Raw genomic sequence first — 15328 nt, forward strand, 5'->3', positions numbered from 1 at the left:
TGCGGTGATGAATTGAAAACAGCCCGGCGGTGACGCCGGGCTGTTTTCGTTTGGAACGCACGCAGCCTAGAAGGGCAGATCATCCTCCTGATGCTGGCGCAGCACGGCCAGCGGCACGATGTCCAGCGCGCGCTGATGCGTCGCCTCGAGCCGGACTTTGGGCGCGCAGCCTTCGTCATGGGCCTGCAGGAAGCGCGCGGCGCAAAGGCACCAGCGGTCTCCGGGCTTCAGGCCGGCAAAGCGATAGGCCGGGATCGGGGTGCTCAGATCGTTGCCGACGTATTTCGAATAGGCTAGGAATTCCGCCGTCATGACGGCGCAGACGGTGTGGGATCCGGAGTCCTCGGCGCAGGTGTTGCAATGTCCGTCGCGGAAGAAGCCGGTGACGGGATCGGTCGAGCAGCTTTCAAGCGCGGTGCCCAGGACGTTGATCGACGGGTCGGGCGTTGTCATCGGCGGCTCCTTTTCGGGGCGTTTAGGGCGTGTCAGGATTTTGCGGTTTATCGGACGGGACCCGCCAGGGCGATGTGGCGGCCATGGGCATCCATGCGGCCAAGGTTCAGGATCTCAGGCTCGGGCGTGCCCGTCCAGAGGGTCAGGCGCAGGGCGGCCCCGGGAGCCTTACCATCGGCCTCGACCGACAGATGCGCGACCGGAGCGGTCGGGGTGGCGCGGGCCCCGGCATTGGCGATGGCAGTAGCGCAGGCGGCATCGGTGTCGGCGGGGAAATACTGCCAGGCGATGGTGTGATAGATCAGGTCGATCTGGCCCCGTGCGGGGGTGTCCAGGCGGGCCGTCAGCCAGGCCCCGGCATCCGCGCGGTCGACCACCGGGGTGGCCACAGACAGGGCCGCGTCCAGCCGGGCCATGCGGTCGGGCTGATCGGGCCAAGTGTAGCTGCGCAGCCGCAGGACATCGGCGGGGCTGGTCGGGTCAAGCGGGTTCAGGTCCACACCGCGCCGGTCGGCGATCACCACCTGGGACTGCGGCGGCAGGGGGCCGGTCCAGTCGGGCGACAGGGTCAGGACGGGCCGGGACGGTCCCCGGGTGGTGCCATCGGGCAGGGCAAGACCGAAGCGGTCGAAGAACAGGTTCAGCCCGGCCGAGGCCCCCAACTCGCTGATGCGGAAGGGCAGGCCGGGGCAGCGGGCGGCCAGCATATGGGTGGCCAGGATCATCGCGGTGGCGCGCCGGACCTCGTTCGTCTGGGGCGCGCTGTCGAGCCAGTGTTGCATGTGCTCCGGGTGGCGGGCCATCGCCCCGGAGACTGCCGCCCAGAGCCGTTCGTCGTCCAGCAGGTTCGGGGGATAGGCGGCCTGAAGTTCCGCATCCTGGCCCATGAGGACCAGGGCATGCAGCGCGCCGGCCAGACGCAGGGCGATGGCATCGCCATAGGCGGTGGCGTCCCCCGGCCAGGCCAGCAGCCGGTCCGATACCGGATCGCCGGGGGCCATACGCCGCCCGAGCAGCCGCAGGAGCCGCCCCATGAAGGGAGAGCCGAGGGATTCGCAGGCCTCGGCCTGGGCATCGAAGAGCCGCAAAAGGTCGAGGGGCTGGGTCATCGCGGGTCTGCCTTGTACTGGCGTGCTTTGGGCGTGCTGTGGGCGGGACGGGGTTACCGGAACTTGTCCGCCAGCCGTTGTAGCGCGCTGCGGGTGTCGGGTTCGGGATCGGGTTGGGGGGTGGCCCGGGGTTTTTCGGGGTTCGAGGCGGGCGCGGGCTCATCCGCCCTGACAGGCGTCTTCGCCGGGCCGCGGCTGCCACCGGAGGATCGGGGCGGGGCCGTGCGCAGGGCGACCGCGTTCATGAACTTGGCCGGATCGCCCTTGGCCAGATGGCCCGCGCCATCGGCGATGCCGCGCATCAGGTCGTCCAGCCAGCCCTGTTCGGCCTTGGCGAAATCCGACAGCACGTAGGGCGCGACCTTGTCCTTGTGGGCGGGGTGGCCGATGCCAAGGCGCACGCGCTGATACTCGGCCCCGATGTGCTGATGGATCGAGCGCAGCCCGTTGTGACCCGCGTGGCCGCCGCCCATTTTCACCTTGAGCTTGCCGGGCGCGAGGTCGAGTTCGTCGTGAAAGACGGTCACGTCGCCGGGGGTGAGCTTGTAGAAACGCGTCGCCTCGCCCACGGATTGTCCCGAGAGGTTCATGAAGGTCATGGGCTTGAGAAGGATGGTCTTTTCGCCGTTCAACACGCCCTCGGACACCTCGGCCTGGAACTTGGACCGCCAGGGGGCAAAGCCGTGATCCTCGGCGATGCGGTCAAGGGCCATGAAGCCGATGTTGTGGCGGTTGGCGGCGTATTTGCCGCCGGGATTTCCAAGGCCGACGAAAAGCTGCACGGGGTCTGTTCCTTCTGGCTGCGGATTGGCGGGCACGGATTGGCGGGGGCAGAGGGACCTGCCCGCATCGCCTGGGCCCGGGTTTACCGAAGCACTCCGCGCTGGTCCAGCAGACGAAGCCGCGGCGCATGGCGGGCCCGGTAGAGGCGGTTTGCCCAGGCCACCACCAGTGGGGTCTTCCAGCCGGCGTCGATGAAGATCTCGTCGATCAGGCGGGCGCCGGTCTCGGTTTCCTCGACCCGGCCGGTGTGGTTCCAGCTTTTGACGCCCGAGCCATGTTCGGTCGAGCGGAAGATGCGCAGGGTGTCGTCGACCTCGAGCACGTGGATCCCGTAGGGTTGTTTCGGCAGCACCCCGAAGAGAGAGACCTGCGCCACGAATTCCTGGCCCGAATACATGTCGCCGGAGGGCACGCCCTGCATCTTCACCATGCGGGCATTCATCGCCACCAGCGCGTCGAGATCCTTGGTCAAAGCCCAGAGATCATCGGGTGAGGTTCGGTAGTCGGACACCAGGTGGACCTTGCCGGTCATGCGCACCCCCATGCGGAACAGGCGTTCAGGCTGACACGGGTTGGCGGCGCTGGCAAAAGAAAAGTGCCGGGCAGGGGGGCGGTCGGCGGAGGGTGGCGCGATGTCCGGCCTGTCGGGCGGTGCCGAGGGGAGGTTGTGAGGCGGCAGCGCGAGAGGACGCGCAGGGGAGCGCAAAGAAAAACGGCCCCGCGAGGCAGGGCCGTTCCATCCTTGTCGAAGTTGGGGGAAGATTACTCTTCGCCGCCCTCTTCTTCGCCTTCACCTTCGGCTTCATCCTCGGCGCTGCGCAGGCCGGAGGGTGCGGTGATGTTGGCGATGACGAAGTCACGCTCGATCACGGGCTTCACGCCTTCGGGCAGGGTCACGGAGCTGATGGTGATGGTGTCACCGATGTTCAGCCCTTCGAGGTCGACCGTGATGTGGTCCGGGATGTCGCCGGCCAGCACGTTCAGGTCCACGTCGGCGCGAACGACGGTCAGAACGCCGCCCTTCTTGAGGCCGGGGGCCTTGTCCTCGTTGATGAACTCAACGGGGATGTGCAGGTTCACACGGCTGGTGCGACGCAGGCGCATCAGGTCCAGGTGGGTCGGCAGGTCCTTGACGACGTCACGCTGAACGCCGCGGCAGATGACGCGGACGTCTTCGTGGCCCTCGACCTTGAGGTTCCACAGGGTCGCGAGGAAGCGGCCGGCACGCAGCTTCTTCAGCAGGTCGTTGAACGGGATCTGGATCGACAGGGGCTCTGCGTCACCACCGTAAACAACACCCGGAACCATGCCAGCGCGACGCGCTGCGCGAGCGGCGCCCTTGCCCGTCCCCGCACGTTCCTGGGCTACGAGATCAGGAATTTCTCCAGCCATCAGACTATTCTCCATAAGTTGGGGCGGACATCCTCCAAGGCTGTATGTCCGCGTGAAGTGGCGCGCTTACACGGATTCTGGGGGTTTGGAAAGGGGAAAAGGGGCGGGATCCAAAGGCGACGCCTGCGGCGTCACGCTATTCATGGCGACTATCCGGGGGATGGTCGCGGTGCCGCCGGCGGGAGTATTTGCGGCAAGATGATGGGGATCGGGTTGTGAGGCGGCCCGGCCTCGTATAGGCGGCGGGGTTTTTCGGGCAGTGAACCGGGTGATGGAGACGGGCATGGCGGCGGTACTGGCAGTGGATTTCGGCACCTCGAACACGGCGGCGGCGGTGCTTGAGGACGGGCGCGTGAGGCGGCTTGAGATCGAGGCGGGCGGAGAGACCCTGCCGACGGCGGTGTTCTTTCCCGTGGAGGGCGGCATGCGCATCGGAGAGGCCGCGGCGCGGGCGCTGATCGACGGGGAAGAAGGCCGATACATGCGGGCGCTGAAGTCGGTTCTGGGCACGGCGCTGATTCACGAGAGCCGGCTGATCGGCGGGCGGCGGCGGACGCTGAAGGACGTGGTGACCGAGTTCCTGGTGGCGCTGAAGGCGCGGGCCGAGGCGCAGTGCGGTGTTGTCTTTGATGCGGTGCTGTCGGGGCGGCCAGTGCGGTTTCACGAGGACGCGGAGCGGGACGCCCGGGCCGAGGCGGACCTGCGGGCTTGTTACCAATCGGCGGGGTTTCGCGAGGTCAGGTTTCTGTATGAGCCGGAGGCGGCGGCGCTGGCGTCTTCGGGAGAGGAAGGCGAGGTCGGGCTGATCGTCGATATCGGCGGCGGCACCTCGGATTTCACGGTGTTCCGGCGGGAGCAGGGCGTGCAGGTGGTGGCGAGCCATGGCATCCGGCTGGGCGGCACGGATTTCGACCGGACCCTGTCGCTGGCCTTTGCCATGCCCGAGCTGGGGCGCGGAGGCGAATTGCGGCGCGAGATGGGCGAGGGGCGGCTGCCCGTGCCCCAGGCGATCTATGGCGACCTGGCCAGCTGGGCGACGATCCCGTTTCTGTATACCCGAGAGACAGAGCGCATGGTCGAGGACCTGGTGCGTTTTGCCGTGGATCGCGTTCGGATGGAGCGTTTGTACCGGGTGATCCGCGACCACCTGGGCCATGACCTGGCCTTTGCGGTGGAAGCCGGGAAGATCGCCGCCAATGGCGGGGCCGCCGGGGCGGGGATCGATTTGGGCGTGGTCGAGCGCGGGCTTTGGGTGCGGATGGCGCAGGGCATGGCGAATGCGGCGCTGGCGGATCACGGCGCGGCGCTGCGCGCGGCGATCTACGAGGTGCTGATGCAGGCGGGGGTGGCCCCGGCCGAGGTTGGGCGCGTGGTGCTGGTCGGCGGGTCGAGCCTGATGGAGATGGTTGTCGAACAGGCGCGGGCGGTCTGTCCGGGGGCGCAGGTGTCGCGGTCGGAAGCGTTCACCGGGGTGGTGGACGGCTTGGCGCTGGCGACTGGGGATACGTGAGTTGCGATAGGGCGGCGGTTCGAAGTAGGGGCTGATTGTTTGGTCGCAATGGTGGTTTTCGCGGGGCGGGAAACGAATTCTTTACTGCGCTGAGTTAGGTTCAGGTGGAACGGGCAGTTTCGAAGACGTGCTGGTGGATTCCGATGGGTGTTGCGTCGTTTGGTTTGCGGAATGCGCAGTATATGGGAGTTAATGCAGGAGGGATTTGTAGGCCGCGGAGAGGCCCAAGTTGGTCATGTGGGGCCTTCTCGACGCTATGGTCACGCATGGGGACTTCCAAAAACCTATGCAGGGGTCAGAGCGGTCAGTCCGTAGGGATGTGAATGCCGCGTGTCACCATGACGACCGTGCCCGGATGATCGTTGGGCAAATAGGCAGGAAGCTGAGGCTTCGGAAGCCTTGTTCAGTAGTTGGTTCGCGGTCCCTCGCTATACGCTTGAGCTGTGGACCGACGCGGCAGCGCAAACGTGAACCGTTGAACCCAACAGGGGTGCCAAACGCAGGCAGAGTGTGAGCCGAATGTGATCCGCAAACCCGACCTGGGAACCCGGTTCTCAAGCCGGGTCTGTGGTGAACTGCGGGTCGGTGTCGGAACCTCCTCACCGAAAGGCATCGCAATTTATTGCATTTGGCCACGCCCGGATGTCAGGCGCGGCCCAAACCGAAGGTCCGGCCCCTTAGGTGAAGGCCCAGACAGGGTCAGACCCAGTCGCCGGAAAACCCTGCGGGCACCAGGATGCTGTCGCGGCCGACGTCCTTGATGTCGCGCTTGCCGGTGAAGGCCATGGAGATATCAAGCTCGTTCCGGATGACCTCGAGCGCGCGGGTGACACCGGCCTCTCCCTGGGCGCCCAGGCCATGCACGAAGGCGCGGCCGATCATGGTGCCGGTGGCCCCCATGGCAACGGCCTTGAGCACGTCCTGACCGGAGCGGATGCCGCTGTCCAGGTGCACCTCGAGATCGCCGCCGACGGCCTGAAGGATCGGGTCCAACGCGCGGATCGAGGACAGCGCGCCGTCCTGCTGGCGACCGCCGTGGTTCGACACCACGATGGCGTCGCAGCCGACCTTCTTGGCCATCACCGCGTCCTCGGGGTCCAGGATGCCCTTGAGGATGACGGGGCCGTCCCACATGGTCTTGATCTCTTCGATCTTGGACCAGTCCAGCGCGGGATCGAACTGCTGTGCGGTCCATTCGCCAAGGCGAGAGGTATCTTCGACCCCTTTGACATGGCCGACGATATTGCCGAACTGCCGACGTTTCGTCTGTAGCATCTCGATCCCCCAGGTCCATTTGGTCATCAGGTCGGCGATGACGGCGGGGGTCAGTTTTGGCGGAGCCGAGAGGCCGTTTTTCAGGTCCTTGTGGCGCTGGCCGAGGATCTGCAGATCGAGCGTGATCACCAGGGCCGAACATTTGGCGTCCTTTGCGCGGCCGATCAGGCGGCGCAGGTAGTCCTGGTCCTTCATGGTGTAAAGCTGGAACCAGAAGGGTTTCGTGGTGTGTTCGGCCACGTCTTCGATGGAACAGATGGACATGGTCGACAGGGTAAAGGGCACGCCGAACTTCTCGGCGGCGCGGGCCGCCTTGATCTCTCCGTCGGCGCGCTGCATTCCGGTCAGGCCGACAGGGGCCAGGGCCACGGGCATCGACACCTTCTGGCCGATCATCTCGGTTTCCAGCGTGCGGCCCTCCATGTTCACCGCGACCCGCTGGCGCAGGCGGATGTCGTTGAAGTCGCTGGTGTTCTCGCGGAAGGTCTGTTCCGTCCAGGACCCGCTTTCGCAGTAATCGTAGAACATTTTGGGCGTGCGGCGCTTATGCAGACGCTTGAGATCGTCGATACAGGTGATGACGGGCATGTGGTGGCCTTTCCCTTGGTTGGGAAAGGTTTAGCAATGCGGGCAGGGGGCGGCAATAGAACGCCGCAGGCTGCGGCGTTCGGCGCGGTTTGTCAGGATTGATCGGATGCGATCGGGCCCGAACCGGCCCAATCAGGATCAGGCGCTGTGCGCGCCGTCGGCCAGGGTCTTGACGTAGGCCGCGACCTCGTCCGGGGTCTTGCCGTCCGCGATCTGCGCCACGATGGCCGACCCGACGACGGTGCCATCCGCGACCGAGGCGATGTTGCGCGCGGTTTCGGGGGTGCGGACGCCGAAGCCCACGATCACGGGCAGGTCGGTGGCGGATTTGATGCGCTTGACCTCGGGCGCGACAGCCTCGGCCGAGGCTTCGGCGGACCCGGTGATGCCGGTGATCGAGACGTAGTAGACAAAGCCCGAGGTGTTCTGCAGCACCTTCGGCAGGCGCCGGTCATCCGTCGTCGGTGTGGCCAGGCGGATGAAGTTCATCCCGGCCTTCTGGGCGGGAATGCACAGTTCGTCATCCTCTTCGGGCGGCAGGTCGACAACGATCAGCCCGTCGATGCCCGCGGCTTTCGCGTCGTCTAGGAACCGGTCCACGCCGCGGCTGAAGATGGGGTTGTAGTACCCCATCAGCACGATCGGGGTGGTGTCGTTTTCCTTGCGGAATTCGGTCGCCATATCCAGCGTCTTCTGCAGCGTCATGCCCGCGTTCAGCGCGCGCTGGCCGGCCAGCTGGATCGTCGGGCCGTCGGCCATGGGATCGGTGAAGGGCAGGCCCAGTTCGATCACGTCGACGCCGGCCTCGGGCAGCTTGCGCATGATGGTCAGCGAGGTTTCGGGATCGGGATCCCCGGCCATGATGTAGGCGACGAATGCCTTTTTGCCTTCGCTGCGCAGGCGGTCGAAGGTGTCGTCGATACGTGTCATGGCGGTCCTTTCCCGGAAAGCTATGCGGCGCGCCGCAAGGGGCTGATCCCCGACTTGCCCAAAAGCGCGGGCGGGGTCAATCACTACCGGGTGAAACGGGGCCAAACCGGGTGAAACAGGGGATTTTCGGGCCCGCGAAAGGGCCTAGCGCAGCCGGGCGACCACGTAATCGGCCAGATCGGACAGATGCGTGTTCAGGATGTGATCCGGCAGCAGGGTCAGCGCAGCCTTGGCGCGGTCGGCCCAGCCAAGCGCGGTGGCGCGGGTCGATCCAAGGGCGTCGTGCTTGTCCAGAAGGGCGCGGGCGGTGGCCAGGTCGTCTTCGGTCTGGCGGCCCTTTTCGATGGTGCGCGTCCAGAAGGCGCGTTCCTCATCATCGGCGGCGGCGATGGCCCGGATCAGCGGCAGCGTCAGCTTGCGTTCGCGGAAGTCGTCGCCGACGTTCTTGCCGGTCTGGGCGGCGTCGCCCATCCAGTCTAGCAGGTCGTCGGCCATCTGGAAGGCGATGCCAAGCGCGTCGCCATAATCATAGAGCGCCTTGATCTGCTCGGGGGTGGCGCTGGCGATCTCGCCTCCGGCTTCGGTGGCGGCGGAAAACAGGGCGGCGGTCTTGCCGCGCACGACCTGAAGATAGGTATCTTCGGTGGTCTTGATGTCCTGGGCGGCGGTCAGCTGCAGCACCTCGCCCTCGGCGATGGTGGCGGCGGCGTCCGACAGGATCTCCAGCACGCGCAGGTGGCCGGGTTCGACCATCAGCTGGAAGGCGCGGGCGAAAAGGTAATCGCCCACGAGGACCGAGGATTTGTTGTCCCACAGCAGGTTGGCCGTCGGGCGGCCCCGGCGCTGTGCGCTTTCGTCGACCACGTCGTCGTGCAGCAGCGTGGCGGTGTGAATGAACTCAACCGTCGCGGCCAGATGCACGTGATAGGGGCCGTCATAGCCGCACATGCGGGCGGCGGCGAGGGTCAGCATCGGGCGAATGCGCTTGCCTCCGGCCTCGACCAGATGGGCGGTGACTTCGGGAATGCGCGGCGCGTGCCGCGAGGCCATACGCTCGCGGATCAGCGCATTCACGGCGGTCAGGTCCTCGGCCAGAAGGCTGGCCATGGCCTCGTGTGGTTTTTCGACGGGTTTGTCCAAAGCCCGCTATCCCCTCACAGTGCTTATCGGCCTTGGCCTCTCGACTTCGGTCAGCGCTGTTCTTATGTCCCGAGTGTGGAACAACTTTTGCGTACAAACAACATGGCGGACATGGCGTTTGCCCAGGCCCTGCTTCAGGGCGAGGGTATAGACTGGTTCGAAATGGACGTAAACATGAGCGTACTGGATGGATCCATAGGTATCCTTCCGCGTAGGTTGATGGTCCGGTCAAAGGATCACGCCCGCGCCGCCCGTGTCCTGCGCGACAACGGGTTCGAGCTGGAGCCATGAGCGATCTGCCCCCCGACAGCGCCGTGACCCGGGATCTGATCCTGGGCGGGCGGGTCGTTCTGAACCAACCGAAAAAGGGCTATCGCGCGGGGGTCGACCCGGTTTTCCTGGCCGCTGCCGTGCCGGCCCGTCCGGGGCAAAGCGTGCTGGATCTGGGCTGTGGCGTTGGCGCGGCGGCGCTGTGTCTGGGCGCGCGGGTGCCTGGCCTTCGGCTGGCCGGGTTGGAGCGTGAACCCGGATATGCCGATCTGGCGCGACAAAATGCGCAGGAAAACGCGCAGGATTTCAGCATCTTCGAGGGCGACTTGGCCGCGATGCCCGCTGCGCTGCGGCAAATGTCCTTTGATCACGTTCTAGCGAACCCGCCCTATTTCCGGCGGGATCAGTCGGTGCGGGCCGATCACGCTGCGCGTGAGGCCGCCATGGGCGAAGAAACCCCGCTTGCCGCCTGGGTTGCCGCCGCCGCGCGCCGCTGCAAGCCGCGCGGCACGGTCACCTTCGTGCATCGGACCGAGCGGCTTCCCGACCTTTTGTCGGCCTTTCAGGCCTGTCTTGGATCGCTGGTGGTCAAGCCGCTGATTCCCCGGCAGGGGCGTGAATCGCAGCTCTGCCTGGTGCAGGGCCGGAAAGAGGGGCGGGCGGCCTTTCGTCTGGCCCATGGGCTGGTGGTGCACGACGGGCTGCGGCACGAACGGGATGGCACGGACTATACCCCTGATGCCGCTAACATTCTTGGCGCGGCAGCCGCGCTAGAGATGTAATCTGGATTTACCTTTTCTTAACCTCGTCGGCGGAAGGTTGCAGGCGCAGCGTGACAGATTTGTAAAACTGTGGTCCACTCGGATCCGTACCCAACAGAGAGGAGACACGAATGAGCTTGAGTTCCCACCTGGAAGAACTGAAGAAGAAACATGCATCCCTCTCGGTCGCTGTGGAAACGGCACAGCGGTCGCCCGGGGTTTCGACCCTGGAAATCAAACAGATGAAAAAGGAAAAGCTGCGCCTGAAAGAGGAAATCAGCCGTCTAGCCATGCACTGAAGGTGCATCCTCGGCGGCCCCTGGCCGCCGTTTCGCCGGGGCGCTCTGGCCGTGTTGTTCCTGGTCCTTAACGCTTACGCAGGCTGGCGCGCGCTGCAAGCGCCGCGCCACCTGTAATCAGAAGTGTCGCCATGGCCAGACGGGCCGTCGGTTCGGCGATGCCCGTCGCCACCAGAACCAGCGTCGACAGCAGCGGGGCCGCGTAAGAGGCCACGCCCAGGATCTGAATGTCGCCGCGTTTCACCCCGATATCCCAGGTATAGAAGGCCAGGCCCACGGGGCCGAGGCCAAGCGCCAGGATCGACAGCCAGCCGATCGTGCCGTTCGGCGCGACGGTGTCTTCCAGCGCAAGGTGCAGCAGCGCCGACAGGGCGGCGGTCAGCAGGCAGAAGATTGTCACGGCACTTGTCGGCACTGCCCCGAAGCGGCGTGACAGTACGGAATAGCCAGACCAGGTCAGCGCGCAGGCCAGCGCCAATGCATATCCGGTCAGGTGATCGGCGGACAGCCCGCTGACCCCGCCGATGATCAGCGCCGCGCCGAAGAACCCGGCCAGCGCGCCGATCAGGTGTCCGGCGCGCAACGTCTCGCCCGGCAGAAGGCCCGAGAAGAGCACGATCAGCAGGGGCCAGAGATAGGCGATCAGCCCGGCCTGGGCAGGGGGCGCATTGCGCAGCGCCGCGAAATACAGCGCGTGGTAGCCAAAAAGCCCGATGGTGCCGAGCGCCAGGGCCGGCAGGGGGATGCGCGTCAGGGTCTTCAGCTGGCCGGTCGCCACGGTCCAGATCAGCCCGAGCGTGCCGCCGACGGCAAAGCACATGGCGTTCAGCTGCAGGGGCGGCACCGGAGCGCTGCCCACGGTGAACAGGGCCAGCAGGGCCCAAAGCAGGATGGCGGTGAAACCGATGGCGGTGGCGCGTGTCTTGGTCATCGCCATGGCATGGCCCGGATGGTGGCCCGGGTCAATCGGTCCAGCGGTCGGAATGCGAAAGGGGCCGGTGCAATGCACCGGCCCCGGGGTCTGCTTGTCGGCCCTTGCAGGCCTCCGCGCGGGTTTCTGCGTGGATCAGACGAAGAACTGACCGCCGTTTGCCGTGATGGTCGAGCCGTTGACGAAACCGGCGTCGTCCGATGCCAGGAAGACCACGCAGCGGGCGATTTCTTCGGGCTCGCCCAGGCGGCCCGTGGGGATCTGACCGATGATGGCTTCGCGCACCTTCTCGGGCACGGCCATGACCATGTCGGTGGCGATGTAGCCGGGGCAGATCGCGTTGGCGGTGATGCCCTTGGCCGCGCCTTCCTGCGCCAGGGATTTCACGATGCCCAGGTCACCCGCCTTGGTCGCGGCATAGTTCACCTGACCGAACTGGCCCTTCTGACCGTTGATCGACGAAATCACGACGATCCGGCCAAAGCCGCGTTCGCGCATGCCGGGCCAGACCGGGTGCACGGTGTTGAAAACACCGGTCAGGTTGGTGTCGACGACCTCTTTCCACTGCTGCGGGGTCATCTTGTGGAAGGGGGCGTCGCGGGTGATGCCGGCATTGGCGACGACCACGTCGATCGGGCCCAGCTCGGCCTCGACCTTGGCGATACCTTCTTTGGAGGCGTCGTAGTCGGCGGCGTTCCACTTGTAGGTCTTGATGCCGGTTTCCTCGGTGAACTTGGCCGCGGCCTCGTCGTTCCCGGCATAGGTGGCGGCCACCGTGTATCCTTCGTTCTGCAGTGCTTTGGAGATAGCTGCGCCGATTCCGCGCGATCCTCCGGTGACCAGTGCCGTACGTGCCATGATTCCTCCTGGGTGTTTAAGGCTTTGGTAATCCTGTTACCTATTTGGTATTAGTTGCGCAACATTATTGCGCGATGAATCTATGCGACTCGGTCTTCGACCTTCGTCGCCCTCCCGGCTTACCATACGGAATGTAAAAACAAATAAGGGTGCCCGAATGGGCACCCTTCGCAGGCGTATGTACGCCGTTTTGCCCGAATTACGGGCGTTCGAGGCACATGGCCACACCCATGCCGCCGCCGATGCACAGGGTCGCGAGACCTTTTTTCGCGCCGCGGCGCTGCATTTCGAACAGCAGGGTGTTGAGGACGCGCGCGCCCGAGGCGCCGATCGGGTGACCGATGGCGATGGCGCCGCCGTTCACGTTCACGATCGACGGATCCCAGCCCATGTCCTTGTTCACGGCACAGGCCTGGGCGGCGAAGGCTTCGTTGGCCTCGACCAGGTCAAGGTCCTCGGGTTTCCAGCCGGCTTTCTCCAGCGCCTTGCGCGACGCGTAGATCGGGCCAACGCCCATGATCGACGGATCAAGGCCTGCAGTGGCGTAGGAGACGATGCGCGCCAGCGGCGTGATGCCGCGCTTTTCCGCGTTCTCGGCGGTCATCAGCAGGGCACCGGCGGCGCCGTCGTTGATGCCCGAGGCGTTGGCGGCGGTCACCGTGCCGTCCTTGACGAAGGCGGGGCGCAGTTTCTGCATCGCCTCGATCGTGGCACCGTGGCGGATGTATTCGTCCTGATCGACGACGGTTTCGCCCTTGCGGGTCTTCACAACGAAGGGGACGATTTCGTCGACGAACTTGCCGGCCTTCTGCGCGGCTTCGGCCTTGTTCTGCGAGGCGAGGGCGAATTCGTCCTGCTGGTCGCGGCTGATCTGCCATTTTTCGGCAACGTTTTCAGCGGTCTGACCCATGTGGTAGCCGTTGAACGCATCCCAGAGGCCGTCCTTGATCATCGAATCGATGTACTTGACGTCGCCCATCTTGTGACCGGCGCGCAGGTGCGCGACGTGGGGCGACAGGGACATGCTTTCCTGGCCACCGGCGGCCACGATGTCCGCATCGCCAAGCTGGATGTGCTGGGCGGCAAGCGCCACGGCGCGCAGGCCCGAGCCACAGACCTGGTTGATGCCCCAGGCGGCGGAGGCTTCGGGCAGGCCGGCGTTGATATGCGCCTGGCGGGCGGGGTTCTGGCCCTGGCCGCCGGTCAGAACCTGACCCAGAATGGTTTCCGACACTTCGGATGGGGCGATGCCGGCGCGCTTGACCAATTCGGCCAGGACGGTGGCCCCAAGGTCATGGGCGGGCGTATTTGCAAACGATCCAAGAAAAGAGCCGACAGGCGTACGTGCTGCCGATGCGATGACGACATTCGTCATGATGTGGTCCTCCACTGTTCGGACGCAGGAGATTCTCCCCCCACGCCTCTGGGCAAAGGGGTAGTGCAGAACCGGCAAAATCTCAATGCGCTGCGCTGCAGCAGAGACTTAAGTCGCGGGTCAGGTGCCGGTTGCGGCGGTTTCCGGCCTGTTTTCGGGCATGTCCCAGGGGCGTTGGATCGTGGGCGCGGCGAAATAATATCCCTGAAGGCAGTCGATTCCGTTCCGGGTCAGCCAGTCCGCATCGTCGGCGGTTTCGACCTGTTCGGCGACGGTCAGCATGTCCATCTGTTCGGCGATGGCGATCAGGGCGCGGGTCAGTACCTGGTTGTCGGGATCGGTCGCGGTGTCGCGCACGAACTGGCCGTCGATCTTGAGGATGTCGAAGAGGAAGTCCCTGAGATAACGGAAGGATGTATAGCCGGCCCCGAAATCGTCCAGCGCAAAGCTGATGCCGTGGCGGCGCATTTCAGTCATGAAGTTGACCACCAGTTCGGGGATCAGCATGGCCGAGCTTTCGGTGATTTCCAGGATCAACCGTTCGCCGATCGTCTGGTCGCGCATCAGCGCCTTGCGCAGGATGCGCATCCATTTGGGATAGCCGATCGATCGGGCCGAGAGGTTCAGCGCCAGGCGGATGTCGGGCACCTCGGACAGGACCTTGAGGCCCTGTTCCAAAGCCGCGCAGTCGATCAGCCGGCCGGTTTCCGTTTCCTCGACCTGTTGAATGAAATCACCGGCGGGAATCACCCGGCCGGTTTCATCGAAGATGCGGATCAGCCCTTCGTAGAAAGCAACGCGATCCGGGGCGCGGGCCTGCAGCACCGGCTGGAAAGCCAGGGCGACATTGCCGTGTTTCAACGCCTCTTGCACCATCTTGATCGTGGACCTGTCCCGCGATGCCACCGCATAGCTAAGGGGATCCAGATCGCGTCGTTCAATATCCGTCAGGTCATGTTCCATTGCCGTGTTCGCCCCAAGTCACCAACCAGGGACATCTTTCGGCGCGATGGATTAAGAATCGCCTAAGGGCTTGGGCAAAAATCGGGTCGAATTTTCTGTATCCGACCTGAGGGACCCCGGATCAATCGTCGGCGATCAGCGCCTGGACGATGGCGCGGGCGCTGTCCGAATGCCAGTCGGCGGTGCCGGTCAGCCGGGCGATTTCCTGCCCCTCGCGGTTCAGAAGCACGGTCACCGGCAGGCCCAGAACGCCCGAGGCGCGGGCAAGTTTGCTGCTGGGATCGCGGTACTTGGGCAGGTCCCGCACGCCGATCTCTTCAAAAAACGCATCAATCGCGGGCGGGGCGTTCGGCCCGGTGGCCAGGGTGACGACGGCGAAATCCTCGCCTCCGAATTCGCGGTTCAGCGCGTCCAGCGTCGGCATTTCTTCCCGGCAGGGGGCGCACCACAGCGCCCAGAAGTTCAGAACAACGACCTGACCACGGTAGTCCGCAAGGCTGACGGGGCCCTCGGGGCCTTGGAACGCAACGTCGGCCAGATCCTTGGGCGCGCTGTGAACGACCAGCTTGCGCAGGTCTCCTTCGCGCAGATCAGATAGGCCTTCGGCGTGGCCAAGGTTTGCACCAAGGACCAAGCCCGTATAAAGGAGCGCCCTGAACAGTTTCTTCATCTTTCCTCCGACGGGTGGCCC

Annotated in this window: 17 protein-coding genes; 4 read left to right on the top strand and 13 right to left on the bottom strand. The window is 65.2% G+C overall.

Annotated elements, in window-relative coordinates:
* Window positions 1–66: 66 nt before the first annotated feature.
* From BMX99_RS09270 to BMX99_RS09290, 5 genes are all read right to left on the bottom strand, one after another.
* Entirely contained in the window at window positions 67–453 is a 387-nt protein-coding gene (locus BMX99_RS09270) for a DUF2237 family protein (protein ID WP_093450432.1), read from the bottom strand.
* A 47-nt stretch (window positions 454–500) separates the two neighbouring features.
* Window positions 501–1562, bottom strand: coding sequence for a DUF2332 domain-containing protein (locus BMX99_RS09275; protein ID WP_093450435.1), 1062 nt, complete (start codon window positions 1560–1562; stop codon window positions 501–503).
* A gap of 53 nt (window positions 1563–1615) precedes the next feature.
* Window positions 1616–2344 (bottom strand): aminoacyl-tRNA hydrolase, encoded by a 729-nt coding sequence (gene pth, locus BMX99_RS09280; RefSeq protein WP_093450437.1) that lies wholly within the window; start codon window positions 2342–2344, stop codon window positions 1616–1618.
* Between the two features lie 83 nt (window positions 2345–2427).
* Complete coding sequence (locus tag BMX99_RS09285; protein WP_139199472.1) at window positions 2428–2877, bottom strand: hypothetical protein; 450 nt, start codon at window positions 2875–2877, stop codon at window positions 2428–2430.
* Window positions 2878–3107: 230 nt separating this feature from the next.
* Complete coding sequence (locus tag BMX99_RS09290; protein ID WP_093451287.1) at window positions 3108–3737, bottom strand: 50S ribosomal protein L25/general stress protein Ctc; 630 nt, start codon at window positions 3735–3737, stop codon at window positions 3108–3110.
* 283 nt (window positions 3738–4020) lie between these two features.
* Between BMX99_RS09290 and BMX99_RS09295 the strand changes: the two genes are divergently transcribed.
* A complete protein-coding gene (locus tag BMX99_RS09295) occupies window positions 4021–5247 on the top strand; it encodes an Hsp70 family protein (protein WP_093451291.1) in 1227 nt (408 codons plus the stop codon).
* 699 nt (window positions 5248–5946) lie between these two features.
* Here BMX99_RS09295 and BMX99_RS09300 read toward each other — a convergent pair.
* From BMX99_RS09300 to BMX99_RS09310, 3 genes are all read right to left on the bottom strand, one after another.
* Window positions 5947–7110: an alpha-hydroxy acid oxidase gene (locus BMX99_RS09300; RefSeq protein WP_093450443.1), complete on the bottom strand. Its 1164-nt coding sequence runs from the start codon at window positions 7108–7110 to the stop codon at window positions 5947–5949.
* Window positions 7111–7248: 138 nt separating this feature from the next.
* Window positions 7249–8040: a tryptophan synthase subunit alpha gene (gene trpA / locus BMX99_RS09305; protein WP_093450445.1), complete on the bottom strand. Its 792-nt coding sequence runs from the start codon at window positions 8038–8040 to the stop codon at window positions 7249–7251.
* A gap of 144 nt (window positions 8041–8184) precedes the next feature.
* The gene (locus tag BMX99_RS09310; protein WP_093450447.1) at window positions 8185–9147 is read right to left on the bottom strand and encodes a polyprenyl synthetase family protein; all 963 of its coding nucleotides are present in this window, start codon (window positions 9145–9147) and stop codon (window positions 8185–8187) included.
* A gap of 108 nt (window positions 9148–9255) precedes the next feature.
* Here BMX99_RS09310 and BMX99_RS09315 point away from each other — a divergent pair, with 108 nt between their 5' ends.
* From BMX99_RS09315 to BMX99_RS09325, 3 genes are all read left to right on the top strand, one after another.
* A complete protein-coding gene (locus BMX99_RS09315) occupies window positions 9256–9471 on the top strand; it encodes a putative signal transducing protein (RefSeq protein ID WP_093451294.1) in 216 nt (71 codons plus the stop codon).
* On the top strand, window positions 9468–10232 hold the full coding sequence (locus BMX99_RS09320; protein ID WP_093450449.1) for a tRNA1(Val) (adenine(37)-N6)-methyltransferase: 765 nt from the start codon (window positions 9468–9470) through the stop codon (window positions 10230–10232). Before BMX99_RS09315 ends, BMX99_RS09320 begins: the two co-directional genes overlap by 4 nt.
* A gap of 110 nt (window positions 10233–10342) precedes the next feature.
* The gene (locus BMX99_RS09325) at window positions 10343–10510 is read left to right on the top strand and encodes a YdcH family protein (RefSeq protein ID WP_093450451.1); all 168 of its coding nucleotides are present in this window, start codon (window positions 10343–10345) and stop codon (window positions 10508–10510) included.
* Window positions 10511–10577: 67 nt separating this feature from the next.
* Here the strand turns inward: BMX99_RS09325 and yddG are convergent, their stop codons facing one another.
* From yddG to BMX99_RS09350, 5 genes are all read right to left on the bottom strand, one after another.
* Window positions 10578–11441 (bottom strand): aromatic amino acid exporter YddG, encoded by an 864-nt coding sequence (gene yddG, locus BMX99_RS09330; protein ID WP_093451297.1) that lies wholly within the window; start codon window positions 11439–11441, stop codon window positions 10578–10580.
* 135 nt (window positions 11442–11576) lie between these two features.
* On the bottom strand, window positions 11577–12299 hold the full coding sequence (phbB, locus tag BMX99_RS09335) for an acetoacetyl-CoA reductase (RefSeq protein ID WP_093450453.1): 723 nt from the start codon (window positions 12297–12299) through the stop codon (window positions 11577–11579).
* Window positions 12300–12498: 199 nt separating this feature from the next.
* Entirely contained in the window at window positions 12499–13674 is a 1176-nt protein-coding gene (locus BMX99_RS09340; RefSeq protein WP_093450455.1) for an acetyl-CoA C-acetyltransferase, read from the bottom strand.
* A gap of 120 nt (window positions 13675–13794) precedes the next feature.
* Entirely contained in the window at window positions 13795–14637 is an 843-nt protein-coding gene (locus BMX99_RS09345) for an EAL domain-containing protein (RefSeq protein WP_093450457.1), read from the bottom strand.
* Window positions 14638–14758: 121 nt separating this feature from the next.
* A complete protein-coding gene (locus BMX99_RS09350) occupies window positions 14759–15307 on the bottom strand; it encodes a TlpA disulfide reductase family protein (protein WP_093450459.1) in 549 nt (182 codons plus the stop codon).
* Between the last annotated feature and the right edge of the window lie 21 nt (window positions 15308–15328).

Origin of the sequence: Pseudooceanicola nitratireducens (genome assembly GCF_900109195.1) — a bacterium.
Classification (GTDB): Bacteria; Pseudomonadota; Alphaproteobacteria; order Rhodobacterales; family Rhodobacteraceae; genus Pseudooceanicola; species Pseudooceanicola nitratireducens.

Bases quoted from the DNA above. Each gene is read 5' to 3' on its own strand.
- BMX99_RS09295 (WP_093451291.1), top strand. From the start codon at position 4,021: ATGGCGGCGGTACTGGCAGTGGATTTCGGCACCTCGAACACGGCGGCG.
- trpA (WP_093450445.1), bottom strand. From the start codon at position 8,040: ATGACACGTATCGACGACACCTTCGACCGCCTGCGCAGCGAAGGCAAA.
- BMX99_RS09300 (WP_093450443.1), bottom strand. From the start codon at position 7,110: ATGCCCGTCATCACCTGTATCGACGATCTCAAGCGTCTGCATAAGCGC.
- phbB (WP_093450453.1), bottom strand. From the start codon at position 12,299: ATGGCACGTACGGCACTGGTCACCGGAGGATCGCGCGGAATCGGCGCA.
- BMX99_RS09350 (WP_093450459.1), bottom strand. From the start codon at position 15,307: ATGAAGAAACTGTTCAGGGCGCTCCTTTATACGGGCTTGGTCCTTGGT.
- BMX99_RS09275 (WP_093450435.1), bottom strand. From the start codon at position 1,562: ATGACCCAGCCCCTCGACCTTTTGCGGCTCTTCGATGCCCAGGCCGAG.
- BMX99_RS09320 (WP_093450449.1), top strand. From the start codon at position 9,468: ATGAGCGATCTGCCCCCCGACAGCGCCGTGACCCGGGATCTGATCCTG.
- BMX99_RS09310 (WP_093450447.1), bottom strand. From the start codon at position 9,147: ATGGCCAGCCTTCTGGCCGAGGACCTGACCGCCGTGAATGCGCTGATC.
- BMX99_RS09285 (WP_139199472.1), bottom strand. From the start codon at position 2,877: ATGACCGGCAAGGTCCACCTGGTGTCCGACTACCGAACCTCACCCGAT.
- yddG (WP_093451297.1), bottom strand. From the start codon at position 11,441: ATGACCAAGACACGCGCCACCGCCATCGGTTTCACCGCCATCCTGCTT.
- BMX99_RS09270 (WP_093450432.1), bottom strand. From the start codon at position 453: ATGACAACGCCCGACCCGTCGATCAACGTCCTGGGCACCGCGCTTGAA.
- BMX99_RS09325 (WP_093450451.1), top strand. From the start codon at position 10,343: ATGAGCTTGAGTTCCCACCTGGAAGAACTGAAGAAGAAACATGCATCC.
- BMX99_RS09345 (WP_093450457.1), bottom strand. From the start codon at position 14,637: ATGGAACATGACCTGACGGATATTGAACGACGCGATCTGGATCCCCTT.
- BMX99_RS09340 (WP_093450455.1), bottom strand. From the start codon at position 13,674: ATGACGAATGTCGTCATCGCATCGGCAGCACGTACGCCTGTCGGCTCT.
- BMX99_RS09290 (WP_093451287.1), bottom strand. From the start codon at position 3,737: ATGGCTGGAGAAATTCCTGATCTCGTAGCCCAGGAACGTGCGGGGACG.